17 protein-coding genes and 1 pseudogene are annotated in these 18339 nt (G+C 72.0%); 6 read left to right on the top strand and 12 right to left on the bottom strand.

Annotation, left to right across the window (positions count from 1 at the left end; genetic code table 11):
- Positions 1-114 precede the first annotated feature (114 nt).
- The 3 genes from PINTE_RS14825 (at position 115) to PINTE_RS14815 (ending at position 5542) form a co-directional block, all read left to right on the top strand.
- The gene (locus tag PINTE_RS14825) at positions 115-1278 is read left to right on the top strand and encodes an alpha/beta hydrolase family protein (protein WP_068432278.1); all 1164 of its coding nucleotides are present in this window, start codon (positions 115-117) and stop codon (positions 1276-1278) included.
- Entirely contained in the window at positions 1275-2306 is a 1032-nt protein-coding gene (locus tag PINTE_RS14820) for a cyclase family protein (protein WP_068432275.1), read from the top strand. The genes PINTE_RS14825 and PINTE_RS14820 overlap by 4 nt, the downstream gene beginning before the upstream one ends.
- Positions 2307-2449: 143 nt before the next feature.
- Entirely contained in the window at positions 2450-5542 is a 3093-nt protein-coding gene (locus PINTE_RS14815) for an FAD-binding and (Fe-S)-binding domain-containing protein (protein ID WP_084343636.1), read from the top strand.
- Positions 5543-5577: 35 nt separating this feature from the next.
- On the opposite strand, the gene PINTE_RS14810 is transcribed toward PINTE_RS14815, so the two are convergent.
- A complete protein-coding gene (locus PINTE_RS14810) occupies positions 5578-6684 on the bottom strand; it encodes an LOG family protein (RefSeq protein WP_068432272.1) in 1107 nt (368 codons plus the stop codon).
- A gap of 193 nt (positions 6685-6877) precedes the next feature.
- Between PINTE_RS14810 and PINTE_RS14805 the strand changes: the two genes are divergently transcribed.
- Together PINTE_RS14805 and PINTE_RS14800 are read left to right on the top strand one after the other, a co-directional pair.
- Positions 6878-7384, top strand: coding sequence for a hypothetical protein (locus PINTE_RS14805; protein WP_068432269.1), 507 nt, complete (start codon positions 6878-6880; stop codon positions 7382-7384).
- A 166-nt stretch (positions 7385-7550) separates the two neighbouring features.
- Positions 7551-9449: a propionyl-CoA synthetase gene (locus PINTE_RS14800; protein ID WP_068432266.1), complete on the top strand. Its 1899-nt coding sequence runs from the start codon at positions 7551-7553 to the stop codon at positions 9447-9449.
- A gap of 109 nt (positions 9450-9558) precedes the next feature.
- Here PINTE_RS14800 and PINTE_RS14795 read toward each other — a convergent pair whose 3' ends face one another.
- The 4 genes from PINTE_RS14795 to PINTE_RS14780 form a co-directional block, all read right to left on the bottom strand.
- Positions 9559-9990, bottom strand: a complete 432-nt coding sequence (locus PINTE_RS14795; protein WP_068432263.1) for an OsmC family protein — start codon at positions 9988-9990, stop codon at positions 9559-9561.
- A 48-nt stretch (positions 9991-10038) separates the two neighbouring features.
- Positions 10039-10602 (bottom strand): Uma2 family endonuclease, encoded by a 564-nt coding sequence (locus PINTE_RS14790; RefSeq protein WP_068432260.1) that lies wholly within the window; start codon positions 10600-10602, stop codon positions 10039-10041.
- A 146-nt stretch (positions 10603-10748) separates the two neighbouring features.
- Positions 10749-11138: a type II toxin-antitoxin system death-on-curing family toxin gene (locus PINTE_RS14785; RefSeq protein ID WP_373280164.1), complete on the bottom strand. Its 390-nt coding sequence runs from the start codon at positions 11136-11138 to the stop codon at positions 10749-10751.
- A complete protein-coding gene (locus PINTE_RS14780) occupies positions 11135-11401 on the bottom strand; it encodes a CopG family transcriptional regulator (protein WP_217996602.1) in 267 nt (88 codons plus the stop codon). Before PINTE_RS14780 ends, PINTE_RS14785 begins: the two co-directional genes overlap by 4 nt.
- Before the next feature lie 71 nt (positions 11402-11472).
- Here PINTE_RS14780 and PINTE_RS14775 point away from each other — a divergent pair, with 71 nt between their 5' ends.
- Positions 11473-12300: a methyltransferase domain-containing protein gene (locus PINTE_RS14775; RefSeq protein ID WP_245642967.1), complete on the top strand. Its 828-nt coding sequence runs from the start codon at positions 11473-11475 to the stop codon at positions 12298-12300.
- 26 nt (positions 12301-12326) lie between these two features.
- On the opposite strand, the gene PINTE_RS23310 is transcribed toward PINTE_RS14775, so the two are convergent.
- The 7 genes and pseudogenes from PINTE_RS23310 to PINTE_RS23305 form a co-directional block, all read right to left on the bottom strand.
- On the bottom strand, positions 12327-12500 hold the full coding sequence (locus tag PINTE_RS23310) for a hypothetical protein (protein ID WP_169798542.1): 174 nt from the start codon (positions 12498-12500) through the stop codon (positions 12327-12329).
- A 165-nt stretch (positions 12501-12665) separates the two neighbouring features.
- Complete coding sequence (locus PINTE_RS14770) at positions 12666-13769, bottom strand: hypothetical protein (protein ID WP_217996601.1); 1104 nt, start codon at positions 13767-13769, stop codon at positions 12666-12668.
- Positions 13770-13778: 9 nt separating this feature from the next.
- Entirely contained in the window at positions 13779-16040 is a 2262-nt protein-coding gene (locus PINTE_RS14765) for a xanthine dehydrogenase family protein molybdopterin-binding subunit (protein ID WP_068432252.1), read from the bottom strand.
- Entirely contained in the window at positions 16037-16510 is a 474-nt protein-coding gene (locus PINTE_RS14760) for a (2Fe-2S)-binding protein (RefSeq protein ID WP_068432249.1), read from the bottom strand. Before PINTE_RS14760 ends, PINTE_RS14765 begins: the two co-directional genes overlap by 4 nt.
- 103 nt (positions 16511-16613) lie before the next feature.
- Positions 16614-16979, bottom strand: a complete 366-nt coding sequence (locus PINTE_RS14755) for a type II toxin-antitoxin system PemK/MazF family toxin (RefSeq protein WP_245642966.1) — start codon at positions 16977-16979, stop codon at positions 16614-16616.
- On the bottom strand, positions 16948-17178 hold the full coding sequence (locus PINTE_RS14750; protein WP_068432243.1) for a ribbon-helix-helix domain-containing protein: 231 nt from the start codon (positions 17176-17178) through the stop codon (positions 16948-16950). The genes PINTE_RS14755 and PINTE_RS14750 overlap by 32 nt, the downstream gene beginning before the upstream one ends.
- Positions 17179-17776: 598 nt before the next feature.
- A pseudogene (locus PINTE_RS23305) lies at positions 17777-18339 on the bottom strand (hypothetical protein); the annotation flags it as partial.

Genomic DNA, 18339 nt, shown 5'->3' with positions numbered 1-18339 from the left:
CCGGGCGGCCCCCGGCGCCGCGACCCCGCGTCGGCCCGGGCGGCTCGGGCCGGAGACGCCCGCCCGTTCGCCGACCCGACTCCAGAACGCACCGAGGAGCACTGAGGATCACCGATGTTCGAATACTTTCCCGGCAACTACGTGTGGAATCTCGGGGTCGTCGCCACGCTCAACAGCGGCGGGCTCATCGACGAGGTCGACCGCGCGTGCCGCCCGATCCGCGAGCTCGCCAACCAGGGCTCCGACGTCGGCACCACCGAGTTCATGGCGGCCTGGCAGGCCGTCGCCGACCAGCTCGAGGAGCAGGCGAAGGACGCCGAGGCGAAGGGGCACCGGCGCACCGCCGGGCAGCTGTACAAGCGTGCCAGCGGCTATCTCGCCCAGTCCGAGCGCATGCAGAGTGCGAAGCAGGAGCACCGGGCGAGCCGCAACGCGATCTACGAGCACTGCCTGCGCCTGACCGCGAAGTCGTTCGAGCTGCTCGAGCCGCACGTCAGCCGCGTCGAGGTGCCGTTCGAGGGCACCAGTCTGCCGGCGTACTTCTCCGACGCCTCGACCGACGGCCAGCCCGCTCCGGTGATGATCATGTTCAACGGCCTGGACTCCACCAAGGAGCACATGTACACGTCCGATCACCACAACGAGCTGCGCGCCCGCGGCATCTCGACGCTCATGGTCGACTGCCCCGGCAGCGGCGAGGCGCTGCGGCTGCGTGACCTGCACTCCCGCGTGGAGAGCGAGACGTGGGCCGCGGCGTGCGTCGACTACCTGACCGGTCGCGACGACGTGCGAGCCGACCGCATCGGGCTCGTCGGCTGGTCGCTCGGCGGGTACTACGCGCCGCGCGCCGCGGCCTTCGAGAAGCGGCTCGCGCTCGTCGTCGCCTGGGGCGCCAACCACAACTGGGGGGCGGTGCAGAAGCGCCGGCTGCAGCGCGAGGGCGAGAACCCCGTGCCGCACTACTGGGAGCACGTGCTGTGGGTGTGGGGCAAAGACGACCTCGACACGTTCATCACCCACGCGGAGGCCGTGCACCTCGACGGCGTCGTCGAACACATTTCTGTGCCGTTTCTCATCGCGCACGGCGAGAACGACCGGCAGATCCCGCTCGAATACGCCTACCGCTCCTACGAGCAGGCGGTGAACTCGCCCAAGCGCGAGCTGCGCGTCTTCACGCCGGCCGAGGGCGCGACCGAGCACATCGGCCTCGACCACCTGCCGTACGTGTCGACGTTCATCGCCGACTGGGTCGCCGACACGTTCGCGGAGCTGGGATGACAGCCGAGGTGAGCCACGACGGCCGCGACCGCCTCGGGCCGCTGACCCCGGCCGACCTCGACCGCACCGACCCCGAGGGGGCCGTCGCGGCGGCCGCCGCGCGGGTGAGCAACTGGGGCCGCTGGGGCGAGGACGACGTGCGCGGCACGATGAACTTCCTGACCCCCGACCTGCGGGTCGCCGCGGCCGGGCTGGTGCGCACCGGCGAATCCTTCTCGCTGTCGCAGCGGTTCGACATGGACGGGCCGCAGAAGGGGTGGCGGCGGCGCACCAACCCGGTGCACACGATGCTCGACACCGGCACCGACGCCGTCACCGGGGTGCAGGGTTTCCCGCACGGCATCGGCGGCGCCGACGACGTCATCGCGATGCCGCTGCAGTGCTCCACCCAGTGGGACGGGCTCGGGCACATCTTCGACCACGGCCGCGCCTGGAACGGACGGCCCGCGCAAGAGGTCGTCACCAGCCTCGGAGACGGGGTCACCGGCATCGAGACCGTCGCCGACGTGATCTGCGGGCGCGGGGTGCTGCTCGACGTCGGCCGCACGGTGGGCGCGCGGTTTGGTTCCGACGGGCTGCCCGACGGCTACGCGATCACCGCCGCCGACCTGGAGGAGACGATCGCCGCCCAGGGCGAGTCGGGCCGGGTCGGCCGCGGCGACATCGTGCTCGTGCGCACCGGGCAACTGGCCCGAACGCGCCGGGACGGGTGGGGCGACTACGCGGGCGGACCGGCTCCGGGGCTGTCGTTCACGACCGCGGACTGGCTGCACCGAACAGAAATCTGTGCCATCGCGACCGACACGTGGGGCTTCGAGGCGCGGCCGAACGAGTTCGACGACGCGTTCCAGCCGCTGCACCAGGTGGCGATCCCGCACATCGGGCTGTTCATCGGGGAGATGTGGGACCTCGATGCCCTCGCCGCGGCCTGCGCGGCCGACGGCCGGTACGAGTTCCTGCTCACCGCCGGGCCGCTGCCGGTGACCGGCGCCGTCGGGGCCCCGGCCAACCCGATCGCGCTGCGCTGACCCGCGCTGACCCGCGCTGACTGCCGCTGGCTCCCGCTGACGACGGCGCCGTCGCCGGCGGAGTCGGCGTCGTCGGCACCGTCGCGAGGGTGGATGTCGGACCTCGGAGGTAGGATGGAGACCCCATCGCCGGAGGTTCTCTCATGACCGACACCGCTGCCGATCTTGACCCCCACGGGCCCGCGCCCTCGTCGGACGCCGACGCGGCGAACCGGCTCGCGGCGGTCGGAAAGGCCGACAAAGACCTGGTCAACGACCTGACGCAGACGATCGGGCCGGGCCCGCTGCGCACCCGGCTCATCGACCGGCTGCGGATGAGCCACGACGGCTCGCACTTTCAGCTCGTGCCGCAGGCGATCGTCATCGCCCGCGACGGGCGCGACGTGCAGGGCGCGATCGCGGTGGCCGCGCGGCACGGCGTACCGCTGACCTTCCGCTCCGGCGGCACGAGCCTGTCCGGGCAGGCGGGCACCGACGGGGTGCTCGTCGACACCCGCCGCAACTTCCGCCACGTCGAGGTGCTCGACGACGGCGCGCGGGTGCGCTGCCAGCCGGGCGCCACCGTGCGCGCCGTCAACACCCGGCTCGCCCCGTACGCCCGGGCGCTGGGGCCCGACCCGGCCAGCGAATCCGCCTGCACCATCGGCGGCGTCGTCGCCAACAACTCCTCCGGCATGCAGTGCGGCACCACCGCGAACACCTACCGCACGCTCGACGCGCTCGACCTCGTGCTGCCCTCGGGCACCCGCGTCGACACCGGGGCCCCCGACGCCGACGCCCGGTTGCGGCACGACGAGCCGGAACTGTGGGAGGGGCTGGCCCGGCTGCGTGACCGCGTGCGCGGCAACCCCGACTCCGTGCGGCGCATCGAGCACCAGTTCTCGATGAAGAACACGATGGGCTACGGAATCAACGCCTTTCTCGACCACGACGACCCGGCGCAGATCCTGGCCCACCTCATGGTCGGCTCGGAGGGCACGCTCGGGTTCATCCTGTCGGCGACGTACCGCACGGTGCCGGTCTACCCGCACGTCGCGACCGCGCTGCTCGTGCTCGACTCCATCGACGCCGCCACCCACGCGCTGCCCGCGCTCATCGAGGCTGGCAGCCGCACCGCCGAACTCATGGACGCCGCCTCCCTGCGGGTCTCGCAGGCCGGTCCGGTGCGGGTCGCCGCGCTCGACGGGCTGGCCGTCGCCGAGCACACCGCCCTGCTCGTCGAGGCCCAGGAGGAGACCCCCGACGGGCTCGCCCACACCCGCGACGCCATGGAGCGCGCGATCTCCGGGCTGCGCGGGCTGTCGTCCCCGGTGACGTTCACCAGCGACCCCGCCGAACGCGCGTCCGCCTGGTCGGTGCGCAAGGGGCTGTACACCGCGGTCGCCGGTGCCCGGCCAGCCGGCTCGACCGCGCTGCTCGAGGACGTCGTCGTGCCGATGCCCGCCCTGACCCAGACCGTGCGCGACCTCGGGAGGCTGTGCGGCGGCTACGGCTACGACGACGCCGTGATCTTCGGGCACGCCCGCGACGCCAACCTGCACTTCATGATCAACCCCGACCTCTCCGATAACACACAATTGCGTGCATTCGAGCGGTTCACCGAGGACCTCGTCGACCTCGTGCTCGGCGCCGACGGATCGCTCAAGGCCGAGCACGGCACCGGCCGCATCATGGCGCCGTACGTGCGCCGGCAGTACGGCGACGAGTTGTACGAGGTGATGCGCGAGGTCAAGCGCCTCGCCGACCCGGCCGGGGTGCTCAACCCCGGGGTCGTCATCGGCGACGACCCCAAGGCGCACCTGCGCGACCTCAAGCTCGCCGCCCAGGTCGACCCCGACGTCGACCGGTGCGTCGAGTGCGGCTACTGCGAGCCGGTGTGCCCGTCGCGCGACGTGACGACGACGCCCCGGCAGCGCATCGCGCTGCTGCGCGACCTGGCCGCGGCCCCCAACGACGTGCGCAAAGACGTCGAGCGCGACTACGCGTACATGGCCGTCGACACGTGCGCCGTCGACTCGCTGTGCCAGGGCGCGTGCCCGGTCGGGATCGACACCGGCGCGTTCATGAAGAAGCATCGCGCCGCGCGGCACACCGCGGCGACCCAGGCGGTCGGGGAGCGGCTTGCGCGCGAGTGGGGTCGGGTGCTGCCGGCCCTGCGCGCCGGCGTCGGCCTCAACGCGTCCGGCCCGCCCGGTCTGATCAGCGCGGTCACCGGGGTGACCCGCCGCGTGCTGCCCACCGATCTCGTGCCCTACGTCGGGTACGACCTGCCGGAGCCGGGCATCAGCCGGGCCACCGACTCCCGCCGCGAACCCGGCGACGTCGTGCTGTTCGCCTCCTGCATCGGGGAGCTGTTCGGGCCCGCGACGCCCGGCGAACCCGCGACCGCCGGACCGGCCGCTGCCGCGCCGGACGAGCCCGCTGAGCCGACGGGGCCGACCCGGTCTAATGGCACGACTGGGCCAGCCGGGCCGAGCGAGACCGCGCGCGGGCTCGGCTCGGGGCGCGCGTTCGTGGCGTTGTGCGACCGTGCGGGGGTGCGGGTGCGCATTCCGCAGGGTGTCGAGTCGCTGTGCTGCGGCACCGTCTGGCGTAGCAAGGGTTTGACACACGGCACGGCCGCGATGGCGCGGCGCACCGCCTCCGCGCTGCTCGAGGCGACCCAGGAGGGGCGGGTGCCCGTGGTGACCGACGCCAGCTCGTGCACCCACGGCCTGACCGAGCTCGCACACGACCTGCGCGCCGCGGGCGACGACGAGCTCGCGGCGCGGGTGGCGCGCCTGGAGGTGCTCGACTCCGTCGCGTTCGTCGCCGAGCACGTGCTGCCCCGCCTCCCCGAGCCGGCCCGCGCACCGGCTCCCGCAACGCCTCCCGCGGCGGTTCCCTCGCGAGGCAGGGCGCCGCGGATCGTCGTGCACCCGACGTGCTCGGACCGGCGCGCCGGTGACCTCGGCGCGCTGACGACGGTCGCGGCGGCGGTCGCGGCCCGCCGGGGCGGCGAGGTCGTCGTGCCTCCGGACGCGGGCTGCTGCGGCTTCGCCGGTGACCGCGGCATGCTGCACCCCGAGCTGACGGCGGCCGCCACGCGACCCGAGGCCCTCGACGTCGCGGCCCTCGGCGCCCCCGACGACGTGTACGTCTCGACGAACCGCACCTGCGAGGTCGGCATGACCCGCGCCACCGGCCGCGTCTACCGTCACGTCCTGGAGTTGCTTGAGGAGGCCACCCGCCGCTGACGTCCCGGAACGTCCCTCGGCGCTGCCCGCAGGTCTCAGGGGCTGTGACGGGAGCGTGGCGCGACGATCGCGGCGGCGGACTCCAGGTCGTCGACGAGGTGCACGGCGTCGGCCATCGGCCGCCCGGCGGCGAGCGCCTGCACCGCCGGCCACACCGGCACCTGCCGCGTCCAGTGCTCCTCGCCGACGAGCACGAGCGGCGGAAGGGTCTCGAGCTCGGTGTAGTACAGCGGCGTCACTGCCTGGAAGATCTCCTGCACGGTGCCGGCGGCGCCGGGCAGCGCGATGACGCCGTTGCGGCAGCGGGAGAGCAGCCCGTCCTCGCGCAGGGCGTTGGAGAAGAACTTGCCGACGGCGTCGCAGAAGACGTTCGGGGGCTCGTGGCCGTAGAACCACGTCGGGATACCGAGGCTGCGCGGCGGCGCCGACCAGGCGTGCGGCCGAGCCGCCTCCCGGGCGCGGAAGGCGACCCGCGCCCACGCGTCGATGTCCGGCTCGAACGTCGGCACTTCGGCCAGCAGGCGCAATGCGCTGCCGAGCCGGGTCTCGTCGGTGGCGTAGGCGCCGAGGTTGGCGGCCTCCATGGCGCCCGGACCGCCTCCGGTGACGACGAGCACGCCGGTGTTCGCGAGCCGGTGGCCCAGTGCCGCGGCGAGCGCGAACCGTTCGCTGCCGCGACCCCAGTCGTGGCCGCCCATGATCCCGACCACTTCGCGGTCGTCGATGATCTCGTCGAGGCTGTCGCCCATCGCCGCGTCGTGCATGGCGCGCAGCACCGAGACGTACGCGTCGTTCGTCAGTTCCGGGTCGCGGCTCCACGCGTACGCCCGGGCGTCCGGGGTCGCCGCGTACCCGTGGTCGGCGAGGCCCGCGTACAGCTCGTCGGGCGCGTAGAGGTTGCTGCGGTACGGATCGACCGGTACGTGCGGAGTCGGTGGAAAGACGATCGCCCCGGCCCGCGTCAGGCGCCGCACGAGCTTGGGCCGAATCCGCCCGCCGAGCACGACCAGGCCCTCGATGTCGGTACGGCCGTCGAAGATGTGGTCGTGTCCGCGCAGGTCAAGGCCCTGCAGGCGAAGGTGGGCCAGCGACGCGCCACCGTCGAGAGCGGCGCGCAGGGCGGGCACCGAGTCGATGTCCATCGCTCGATGATGCACCGCCCACGCGCCCGCGGCCCGCCGGGCCGGTCGGCGATCGTTGTCCTTTCGTGACGATCGGCGTGCTGTGGTTCGGCGACGACCGCGCCGACAAAGAAAACAGACAAACCGCCACCCCCCGGCACCCCTCACCGGCTCCTCATCCGGCCCCCTCACACGGGCCCTGACAAGGATCCCCATGAAGCTCCTGCAGGTCGTTGCAAGTGCCCTCGCCGGCCTCGGGATCGCGGCAGCCCTCGCCGCGGTTCCGGACATCGCAGACCCCGCCGCCGCCGGCGGCCCCGCCGCAGAGCCGGTCACGGCCGTGGTGACCGGCTCCCCGCCGCAGTACCCGACCCTCCAGGCCACCCGCGTCGTCGGTCCGGCCGCGCCCACCTCCGGCGGGCCGACCGACGAGACGGGCACGCCGGTGCAGCGGGCCATCGTGCGCGCCGTGCGCGGCTCCGACCTCACCTCACGCATGCCCGACGCCGCCTACACCGTGCGCTCGATCCACGTCTCCGACGAAGGCACCTGGGCGACGGCCATTCTGGTGCCCGACGACCCGGGGACGATCGAACCGGCCGTCGTGCTCGTGCGCCAGGCGTCGGGACGCTGGACGGTCAGTGACCTGGGCACCTTCGAGGTCGGGTGCGAACGGGTGCCCAGCACCGTGCTCGTCGAACTGCACATCGGCTGCTCCTGAGAGCCGCTGCGGACGCCGTCGCGAGCCGGACCACATACAAGTGTGGGGCGACCGCTCGTCGCGGCAGTGAACCGCTCGCCGAACAACTCCGCGGCCGCATGCCGAATTGGTCGTATTGATCGTCGCGGAGGGCTGACAGGCTGCGGCTCAGACGTAAAGATGTGGCATGAGCACCGGCGCTTACCGCGAAGTCCACGACCGCTGCACGAGCGATCCGCACGGGTACTGGGGGGAGGTGGCGGCCTGCATCGACTGGATCACTTCTCCGGAGACGACGATCGACGAGTCGCGGCCGCCGTTCTACCGCTGGTTTCCCGACGGTGAGCTGAACACGTGCTACAACGCCGTCGACCGTCACGTCGACAACGGGCGCGGCGATCAGCCCGCCATCTTCTACGAAAGCCCGGTCACCGACTCCTCCCGCACGATCACGTACTCCGAGCTGCTCGACCTCGTCGAGCGCTTCGGCGGCGTGCTGAGCAGCCTGGGGGTGGAGAAGGGTGACCGCGTCGTCATCTACATGCCGATGGTTCCCGAGGCCCTCGTCGCGATGCTGGCCTGCGCCCGCATCGGCGCGGTGCACTCGGTCGTCTTCGGCGGGTTCGCCCCGGCCGAGCTGGCCGCGCGCATCGAGGACGCCAAGCCGAAGGTCATCGTCGCCGCCAGCTGCGGCATCGAGCCGACCCGCACGATCCCCTACAAGCCGATGATCGACGCGGCGATCCGCCGCAGCGAGCACAAGCCCGAGCGCTGCGTCATCCTGCAGCGCCCGCAGGTGGAGGCCGAGATGGGCGAGAACGACGTCGACTGGGACGAGGCCATGGCCGACGAGTCGATCGAGCGCGCCGAGTGCGTGCCGGTGGCCGCGACCGACCCGCTGTACGTGCTGTACACCTCCGGCACCACCGGCAAGCCCAAGGGCATCGTGCGCGACAACGGCGGGCACGCCGTCGCGCTGTGCTGGTCGATGTCGAACCTGTACGGCATCAACGCCGGCGAGGTGTGGTGGGCGGCCAGTGACGTCGGTTGGGTCGTCGGCCACTCCTACATCGTCTACGCCCCGCTGCTGGCGGGCGCGACGACGATCGTCTTCGAGGGCAAGCCGATCGGCACTCCCGACGCGGGCACGTTCTGGCGCATCGTCGAGAAGCACAAGGTCGCCTCGCTGTTCACGGCGCCGACCGCCATCCGGGCCATCAAGAAGGAGGACCCGAACGGCGAGTTCATGAAGAAGAGCGACCTGAGCAACTTCCGTCGCCTCTTCCTCGCCGGCGAGCGGCTCGACCCCGACACGTACCACTGGGCCCACGAGAAGCTCGGCATCCCGGTCATCGACAACTGGTGGCAGACGGAGACGGGGTGGCCGATCGCGACCAACCCCGTCGGCATCGAGGAGCTTCCGGTCAAGCCGGGTTCGCCGAGCGTGCCGACCCCGGGCTACGACGTGCAGATCCTCGACGACCAGGGCAACCAGGTGCCGGCCGACGCCGAGGGCGCGATCTGCATCAAGCTGCCGATGCCGCCCGGCACGCTACCGACGCTGTGGCAGGACGACGACCGCTACGTGCAGTCGTACCTGTCGGCCTACGACGGCTACTACCTCACCGGAGACGGTGGCTACATCGACTCCGACGGGTACGTCTACGTCATGGGCCGCACCGACGACGTGCTCAACGTCGCCGGGCACCGGCTGTCGACCGGCTCCATCGAGGCGGCGCTGTCGGGTCACCCGCAGGTCGCCGAGTGCGCGGTCATCGGCGTCGCCGACCAGATGAAGGGCCAGATCCCGCGGGCGCTGGTCGTGCTGAAGTCGGGCGTCAACCTCGACGAGGCCGGCGAGGCGCAGTTGAAGAAGGAGCTCGTCGGGCGGGTGCGCGACGAGGTCGGCGCGGTTGCCGCCCTGCGCGAGGTCGACGTCGTGTCGGCGCTGCCGAAGACCCGTTCGGGCAAGATCCTGCGCAAGACGATGCGTCAGATCGCCGACGGCCAGGAGGCCATGGTCCCCAGCACCATCGAGGACCCGGCGGTGCTCGAGGCGCTCACCTCGGTGCTGCAGCGCAGCTGACCCACCCACGGGAGCAGGTCCGCGACGGCCGGGGGCGAACCGCCTCCGGCCGTCGCGGTGCGTGGGCATCGAGAGTGCCGGTCGATCAGCCGCCGATCAGCCGCCGATCTCAGCTCTTCAGACTGGCCCTGAGTTCGATGTCCTCGACACCGGCGAGGGCCCGGGTGACGAGACAGACCTCCTTGGCCTGCGCCGCCGTCTCCTGGAACTGCTCTTCGGTCAGGCCGGGCACCTCACCGACGGTGGTGAGCACGATCTGGGTGATCGTCGGCTTGCCGTCGATGTTGCGCAGCGAGCACACCGCGGAGGTGTCGACGCTCGTCGGCGTGTTGCCCGCCTCTGCGAGCATCGCCGACAGCTGCATCGAGTAGCAGCCGGCGTGCGCGGCCGCGATGAGCTCCTCGGGGTTGGTGCCCTCGCCGTCCTCGAAGCGGGACGTGAACGAGTAGTTGCCGGTGTAGACGCCGTTGCCGACGGTGACCTCGCCGGTGCCGGACTTCAGGTCACCGCGCCAGATCGCACTGCCATTGCGTGTTGCCATGCGTCGCCTCCTCGCGAATCGAGCGGCCCGGGTGGGCCGCTGCCCACGCTACGACGTGAGGTCGGCGGGCGTGAGGGTGAGCTCGCCCCCGGGCAGCGTGAGCGTCACTCGCGCGCCGCCGGTGATGCGGGTGTAGTCGCCGGCCTCGGGCTGCTCGAAGAGCGTGATGCGGTGCGGATCGTCGGTGAGGTCGACGACGAGGTAGGCGGGGATCCCGGCGCGGGCGTAGTCGGCGCGCTTGTCGCGCCAGTCGCGCACCACCGAACCGGGTGAGACGATCTCGGCCACCAGCAGCGTCTGCGACGCGTCGACCCGGTAGGTGGACTCATCGACGTCCGCCCGCAGCGCCGCAACGTCGGGTCTGCGCACCGTCGGCCCCGCGTCATCCACGAGAACCTCGCACTGCAGGGTGACGATCGCGGTTGCGCCCAGAGCGCGATCCAGGGCGTTCACCAGGTGCACGGCCGCGCGGTTGTTGCGGATGATCTCGGGTGGAGACACGGTTGGTAGGCCGTCGACCAGCTCATAGGCGTCCTCCCGCTGAGACCACTCGTCCCATTCGGCCACAGAGAGCAGACGTGGCAGCGGCGAGATGTGTGTCACTGCGGTCATGGCTCCTCCTCTCGGTGGGTTCAGTATCGACCGGCTCTCGGCCGTCACGGAACCCTACGGGTGATCTCGGCGCGCCCGCAGGCCTCAGCCTCGACCGCTGTGGACGACGTCACTGCATCGAGCAGGGCTGTGGACGAGCCAGCGCCTCACGACAGCGGCCGCAACCAGTCGCGCAGCGTGGCGCCGAGTTGGGTGACGTCCGCCGCACCGGTGGCCGCGGCGATGACCAGGTCGTACGCCGCGTCATCGTCGGGCTGAGTGAACTCGTGACCGTTCAGGCGACACAGCGCCCGGGCAGCCGACCAGGCCAGTCTTTTATTGCCGTCTACCAGGGCGTGATTGCGTGCGGCCGAACTGAGCTGGGCGGCGACCTTCGTCGCGAGGTCGGGGTAGGCGTCCTCCCCGAAGACCGTGGACTGCGGCCGATGCGCGGCCGAGTCGAGCAGGCCGACATCGCGCACTGCGGGGGTGCCCAGGCGTGCCGCCATGTGATGCAGATCCTCGACTGTCAGGTACTGCCAGTCGCTGTCGGTCACTGGGCCAGCCGTCGCAGCAATTCCGCGTCACGGTCCAGCACGTCGTCCATGATCGCGTCGATTCGCGCTCGACGGCCGCGTCGCCGGGCCGCCTCTTCGATCAGATTCAGGGTGGCCTGGTGCTTACTCACACCGTCTTCGCGAGCGATCTCTTCGAGAATCCGGTCGTGCTCGGGGCGGAGGCGTAGGGTCATGGCCATTCGGCGATGATACCAAAATGCCGACAATTGATACCAATGGAATTGGCTCTCGATGTTCACCATGACGTGCTTGATGCGCGTGTAGTCGCTCGCGCCGAGGAGGCCGCTGAAGAGCAGACCATATAATGGGACATGTGATCTCGAATGATGAGAACAGCGCGGTCTACACCCACGGCCACGCCGCGAGTGTTCTCGCCTCGCACGGCGCGCGGACGGCCGCCACGAGCGCCGCCTACCTGTTGCCGCACCTGAGCCCGGGCATGCGGCTGCTCGACGTCGGTTGCGGGCCCGGCTCGGTCACGCTCGATCTGGCACAGGCCGTCGACGGCATCACCGGAGCCGGTCAGGTCGTCGGGCTCGAGAACGTCGAAGCACCCCTGGAGGCGGCCCGCGCCCTGGCTGCTGCCCGCGGCGACGAGCGCACCCGCTGGGAAGTCGGAGACGTGTACGCCTTGCCGTTCGACGACGACAGCTTCGATGTTGTGCACGCCCATCAGGTGCTGCAGCATCTCGCCGACCCGGTGGCGGCGCTGGCCGAGATGGCCCGGGTCGCCCGCCCCGGCGGCCTCGTGGCCGCCCGCGACGCCGACTACGAGGCGATGACGTGGCATCCGCGCTCGGCGGGGATGGCCGACTGGCTCGACACCTACCGGCGCCTCGCCCGCGCCAACGGCGCGGAGTCCGACGCCGGGCGTCGTCTGCTGGAGTGGGCCCACGCGGCGGGGCTGACCGAGGTCAGCGCCTCGGCGAGCACCTGGTGTTACGCCGACGAGGCCGGCCGGGAGTACTGGGCGGGTACGTGGTCACGGCGGGTCACCGACTCCGACTTCGCCGACGGGTGCCGACGGCACGGTCTGGCCGATGACGAGCAGCTGGCCCGCATGGCGCAGGCATGGCGCGAGTGGCCGGGGCCCGACTCCTGGTTCGTCGTCGTGCACGGGGAGATCCTCGCCCGGCCCTGACCGGGGCGACCATTCTCGGGAGGTGGCTAGTTGCCTTGACGCTTGGCCTGCGCCTCGGCGACCTTAGCGGCCCGCTCGCGCTCGAGACGGCGGATCGGGTCGCTGTCGCCGCCCAGCTGGGCCGGCCCGAACACCGACATCACGGCCTTGCGGATGTTCCACCAGAGCCGGTAGCCCACGCTCAATCCGTCGCTTGCCATTCCTGCCCACTTCCCCTCGCTTTGGTGCGTCCGAGCGGTATACGGCCGCACCGGGATCGCGCTGCCAGGATAAACCCAGGAAACGAGGCGCTCGCCGACGGTGTTGTGCCATATCGACGATCCCGATGCTGCCTCACGAGGCATCGGCGCAGGTCGCCGTCGAGGTCAGCCCGATCGCGGTAGTCGTTCCGGCGATTCCTTGGCCGGCACCGGTGTCTCCCGAGCCGCGGTCGCGCCCGTGGCGGGTCCGCGGCGACGCCGGATCGCGTCGACGAGGGCCACGACCGGCCACACCAGGAGCGTCAGCAGGAACACCAGTCCGTATTCGATGACCGGGATGCGCACGATCTCGTCGACCTTGTCGAACCCGCGGAAGGTGTAGACGCCGAGCACCGCGAGCACGTAGGTGCCGCCGAGCAGCCACCGGGTCAGCCGCGAGAGCCCGACCCCGTGCATCTGGGTGATGACGAAGATCCCGAAGAAGCCGAAGAAGAACATCGGCCAGAACCCGGTGGGCCCGGCCTGCATGACCGCCACGAGCGCCCCGTGGATGAGCACCATAACCTCGAGCGTCAGGGTCCACCACCGGTCCGTGTGGCTGCGGGTGAAGAACAGGCTGCCCTGGATGAGCAGCAGGAATATGTAGAAGAACCCGATGAGGTGGCCCTGGGTGTACTCCGCCGGGTGGTACCAGAACGTGTAGACGATGGCCCAGCTGAACAGGTAGCCGTGGTATCGGCGGGCGACGTCGACGACCCGGCGGGCCAGTGGCGCCTTCCTGCCGAAGAACATGCCGCGGCGCCGGTTCTCCATGAGCAGCACGACGACGAGCAGCAGGATGACCGAGCCCTGCGAGCTGTAGATCGACACGTCCTGGGCGAGGCCGTCGTAGAAGAACACGCTCTGGGCCAGGTGCAGCACGATGAACGCGAAGTTCACGCCGAGGGCCACGGCGTTGATCGGGTGCAGCCCCGCGGTGTACCGCCGCACACGAGTCTGTGCGTAGTAGATGAGGCCCCAGAGCGCGAGCTGGTGGGCGACGTACCCGCCCCACGCCGACAGCCGGGTCCACACGGTCGGCTCGGGCAGCTGCCAGTAGTACCAGGAGGGTCCGGTGTCGGGAAGCAGGTCGGTGCGGTGGATCTGCTCGCCGACGAGCCAGACGACCCCTGTCAACGCGAGCGCCACGGGAATCGCCCAGATCAGCGGGTTGGGCATCCTCGTCGGGAGCCGGGACGGCCGGGTGGGAGACGGGGTTGACGAGGACATCGATCCAGTCTAGGTGAGCCGCAGCGGCAGGCTCCGGGCTCGCTGCCCGGTGGCCGCGTGCACCGCGTTGGCCACCGCGGCGGCGACCGGCCCGAGCACCGGCTCGCCCATGCCGCGGGGCCGGTCGTCGCTGTCGACGAAGAAGACGTCGATCGGGGGCGTGCGGTCCATCGTCAGGATCGGGTAGTCGTCGAAGTTGCCCTGCGTCACGGCCCCGTCGGCCACCGAGAGCTGTTCCACGAGCGCCGAACTCAGCCCCATGACGACCGAGCCGACGGCCTGCTGCCGGGCGCCGGCCGGGTCGACCACGAGCCCGGGATCGACGGCGACGACGACCCGCTCGACCTCGATGCGGCCGTTGCCCACCCGCACCTGCGCGACCTGCGCGACCGCCGTGTCGTGATCGAGGCAACACGCGACGCCGCGGCCCCGCCGGGCGCCGTCCGCCGGCAGCGGCCCGCCCCACCCCGACTCCTGCGCGGCTGTGCGGAGCACGGCCGCGAGCCGCCTCCCGGCGTCGTCGTCGGGCAGGTTTGCGAGCCGGAACCGCACCGGGTCGGCGGAGGCGGCAGCCGCGAGCTCGTCGACGAAGCTCTCCAGGGCGAAGGTGTTCGGGTAGGCCCCGAGCCCGCGCCATGGTCCGGTCGGCACCGGCAGCTCCTCGCGCTCGTTGCGCACCCGGTAGCCGTCGAGGCGGTACGGCAGGAACTGCGCGAGCAGCGTGCCGGGGTCGAATCCGAGGGTGTCGCGCACGAATTCGGGGAGTCCGGCGATCGCCCAGATGATGTCGCCGGAGGAGCTGAACTGCTCGACGCCGCGCAGGCGGGCCGCGTCGCCGGTGCCCTCGACGGTGGCGCGCAGCCGCGTGTGCGTCGGGGGCCGGTAGACGCCGTGGCGCAGGTCCTCGCCGCGGCTCCAGCCGACGTGCACGGGCGAGCCGTCGGCGCGGGCCAGCCGGGCCGCCTCCACCGCGGCGTCCTGGCTGCCCTTGCGCCCGAACGAGCCGCCGAGCAGCGTGGGGTAGACGGTCACGTCATGGCCGTCACCGAGCAGCTCGGTCAGCGCGTCCTTCGCGGCGCCCGGAGCCTGAGTGCCCACCCACGCGCGCACGGGCCGGGGCCCGTCCGGCTGCGCGGGCGGGTCGATCGCGACGAGCGCGGCGACCGGCTCCAGGTGCGCGTGGTGCGCGAGCGGGGTGCGGTATTCGGCCTCGACGAGCGTGCCGCGGGAGAGCGCGTCGTCGAGGTCGCCGTCGCGGCGGATGACGGCGCCGCCCGTCGCGGGCAGCATCGCGTCGAGGTCGGCGGAGCTGGCCTGCGTGCCACCCTCCCACTCCAGCTCCAGTTCGGCGAGGGCCGCCCACGCCTGGGTGCGGGTGGGCGCGACGACCCCGGCGAAGTTCGCCTCGGCGTCGATGAGCACGGTCAGGCCGTCACGGGTGGGGCCGCGGCCGGAGCGCAGGGTGGCGCCGAAGCGGGGTGGGCGCGCGACGGCGCCGAATCGCATGCCGGGCACGCGCGCGTTGTAGGAGTACACCGCAGCGCCGGTGAGCTTGTCGCGCATGTCGACCCGTCGCAGGTCGCGGCCGATGCGGGTGAACGAGCCGCGGCCGCGCAGGGCCGGTGGCTGCTCGGGCAGCTGCCAGGGCGTCGTGCGGCCGGCGACGACCTGACCGAATGTCAGCGCGCGGTCGGTGCCACGCACCGTGAACCGGCCGGCGGCGGCGTCGAGTCGGTCGGCGCTCACCCCGAGCCGGGCGCCGGCCTCGGCGGCGAGCATCGCCTGCACCGCGGCGGCGGCCTCGCGCACCGGCTGGTACATCGTGCTCACCGACGTCGAGCCGAAGGTGAACTGGGCGTCGGCGGCGAAGCCGCGGGCGGTGTCGGCCTGCTGTACGCGCAGCTGTTCGGGCTCGATCGCGAGCTCCTCGAGGGCGAGCTGGGCGAACCCGGTGTGCACGCCCTGGCCCATCTCGATCTTCGGCACGTGCAGGGTGACCGGCCGGTCGTCGCCGTGCAGCTCGAACCACACGAGGCCGTCGGGGATGGTGGGGGAGCCGGTGCCGCGTTCGAAGATCGCCTCCGCAAGCCGCGGCCGGCCCCGGTCGAGCGCGACCGGCGCGCCGACGACGAGCAGCCCGGCGCCGGCGGCGGCCCCGAGCAAGAGTCGCCGCCGGGTGATGCCGCGCTTCTTTGGCGAGGCCCCGGTCGGCGAGTCCGGCGCGCCCGCCGCGCTCGACTCGCCGTTCGGGTCGCCCGGCTCGGCGCTCACGACCCCTCCTGGGCGATCTGGGCGGCGCGGGCGACGTTCTCGCGGACGGCGGTGTAGCCGCCGCAGCGGCACAGGTTGCGGCCCGCCTCCGCGGCGATCTGTTCGGGGCTCGGGTCGGGGGTGCGCGACAGGAGCCCGACCGCGGTCATGACGTGGCCGGGCAGGCACCACCCGCACTGCAGGGGATTCTCGAGAAACGCCTGCTGCACGGGGTGCAGCTCGTCGCCGGTGGCGCCGGTGAGCGCGGCCAGCCCCTCAAGGGTGGTCAACGAGCGCCCGGCCGCGTCGCGGGCGCTGACCTGGCAGCTGCGCAGCGGCTGCCCGTCGGCGAGCACCGTGCAGCAGCCGCAGATGCCGGCCCCGCAGCCGTAATGCACCCCGTTGAGGCCGAGTTCGTCGTGCAGCGCCCACAGCAGCGGCTCGTCCGGGTGGGAGACGGTGTGCCGGGCGCCGTTGACCTCGAGTTCCATCGCCCCATCCTCGCGCAGCCGCCCACCCCGGGGTCGCCGGGGAGGCGGCGCCGGGCGGCACTTCCGCCGCTGCGTCGGACCGCGTCGGCTGAGGCTTGCCGGTCTAGAGGGCGAGGTGCAGGCGGAGGGCGGAGTCCACGTCCGTCATTCGCTCCCTGGGCACTCTGCCGATCACCGGGCCGAGCCGGCGGACGTCGACCGACCGCACCTGCTCGGCCTGCACCTTCGAGTCGCGGTCCAGCCCTGTCTGCGCCGCGGAGAGAAAGACCTGAAAGGACAGAACTCGGGCCGTGTTGCTGGTCAACGGCACGATGGTCACGACACCGCGGCCCAGCTCGACGCTCATCGACGTGTGGGCGTCACGGCCCACGACGACCACCGGCCGCGTCTTGGCGGCCTCGCTGCCCTCGGCCGGATCGAGCCGAACCAGAACGATGTCACCACGCCTCATCGACGATGCCGTCCGCATCCGTCGAGGCCCAGGCCTCTGCGTCACCCGATGACTCCCACTCCTGGGCGGCCTGCCGGTACTCCTCGACAAGCCTCGCCTCCCGGAGGAGTTCGATCGCCTGCTGGATCACCGCCGAGCGGCCGGCAGCGCGCTTCTCCGCGACGACCGCATCGAGGAGGGCGACGTCTTCCTGAGGGAGACTCACACTCAGTTTCATACCAGCGATGCTACCTGCTGAGCTACTACCCGGAGTGCTCGATTTCCCAACACCATCACCCGGCGCGGCGGCTCCTTGTGGCGCTAGTCGACTTCTCCGGCGTCCGCCGGGCCTCGCGCATCGACCACAGCCGATTAGTTGCCCTGGGCGCACGGGATCCTGTGCGCTGGAGTCGACGCTCGCTGACCGAGGCCGACGTCACCCGGCTGCCGGGCACAGCCGCGGCCGGCTCGGCCGCCGCCAGCACGAAGTCTCCATCCAGGCGGCACGCCGCGCCCACGACGACGGCATCGAGCCGGCCTCCACCCTCCTGCTCGAACGGCGCCGACCGCTGACGCCGCATTCTCAGCGCAGCGTCGAACGGGACCGCAGCAGGTGCGAGCGCATGGCGGCGCGGACGCCGAGCATCTGGCTGAGGCGTTCCGTGCTGGTGGGCGCCGGGCCGGCGAGAGATGGCACCGCTGCGTGGCGTGCGGATCGTCGGAGGTGACGGCGTGCGAGCCGATGTCCAGCGTTCTCGCCGAGTTGAGTCAAGTCTTTGCCAGGTCACTAGCGAGGCTGGCGGGTCACGCGCAATCTGATTGTGGGGGTGTGGTTTTCAGGGTTTTTGCCGGGTTCGCGGTGCTGCGGGTTGGGTTGGTGTGGGGGACAGGCCGAGGGAGGCTGTCATGGCGGGTCGTTCGCGCGTGGTGTCGGGGTTGTCTGGGGTGTCGGTGGCGGTTCTGGTGGCGTTCGGCGCGGGGGTGCCGGCGGGCGCGGCGTCGCCGGTGCCGCCGCCGGTGCCGCCGGGTGATGCCCGCGGCAAGGTCGATTTGCGTGATGGCGCGGGCGCGAAGGCGCCCGCGCCGAAGGCACCTCCGGGGTGGGTGAAGGATTTCGTGGCGGCCAAGCGGTGGGCGGCTCCGGGGCGGGACCGGATCCGCCGCCAGGCCCCGGGTCGGGTTCCGGGCCCGAGCGTGGCGTGGACCGAGGACGGGTCGGCCTCCGGGCCGGGGGCCGGGCGGCCGTCGGGCAGCGCGCCGAGCTCCCCGTCGACATCCTCCTCGGCCTCGGCCTCGAGTTCGTCGTCGAGTTCGTCGTCGAGTTCGGCGTCGGCGTCGGTTTCGGGGTCGTCGGCGCGGTCGAGTGCGGGCGCGCTGGCCCCGGTGGGGGCGGCGGCGG

The organism is Piscicoccus intestinalis NBRC 104926 (assembly GCF_001515525.1).
Lineage (GTDB): Bacteria > Actinomycetota > Actinomycetes > Actinomycetales > Dermatophilaceae > Kineosphaera > Kineosphaera intestinalis.
Note: the sequence above shows the minus strand (reverse complement) of the source record. Positions and strands in the feature narration are given on the sequence as shown.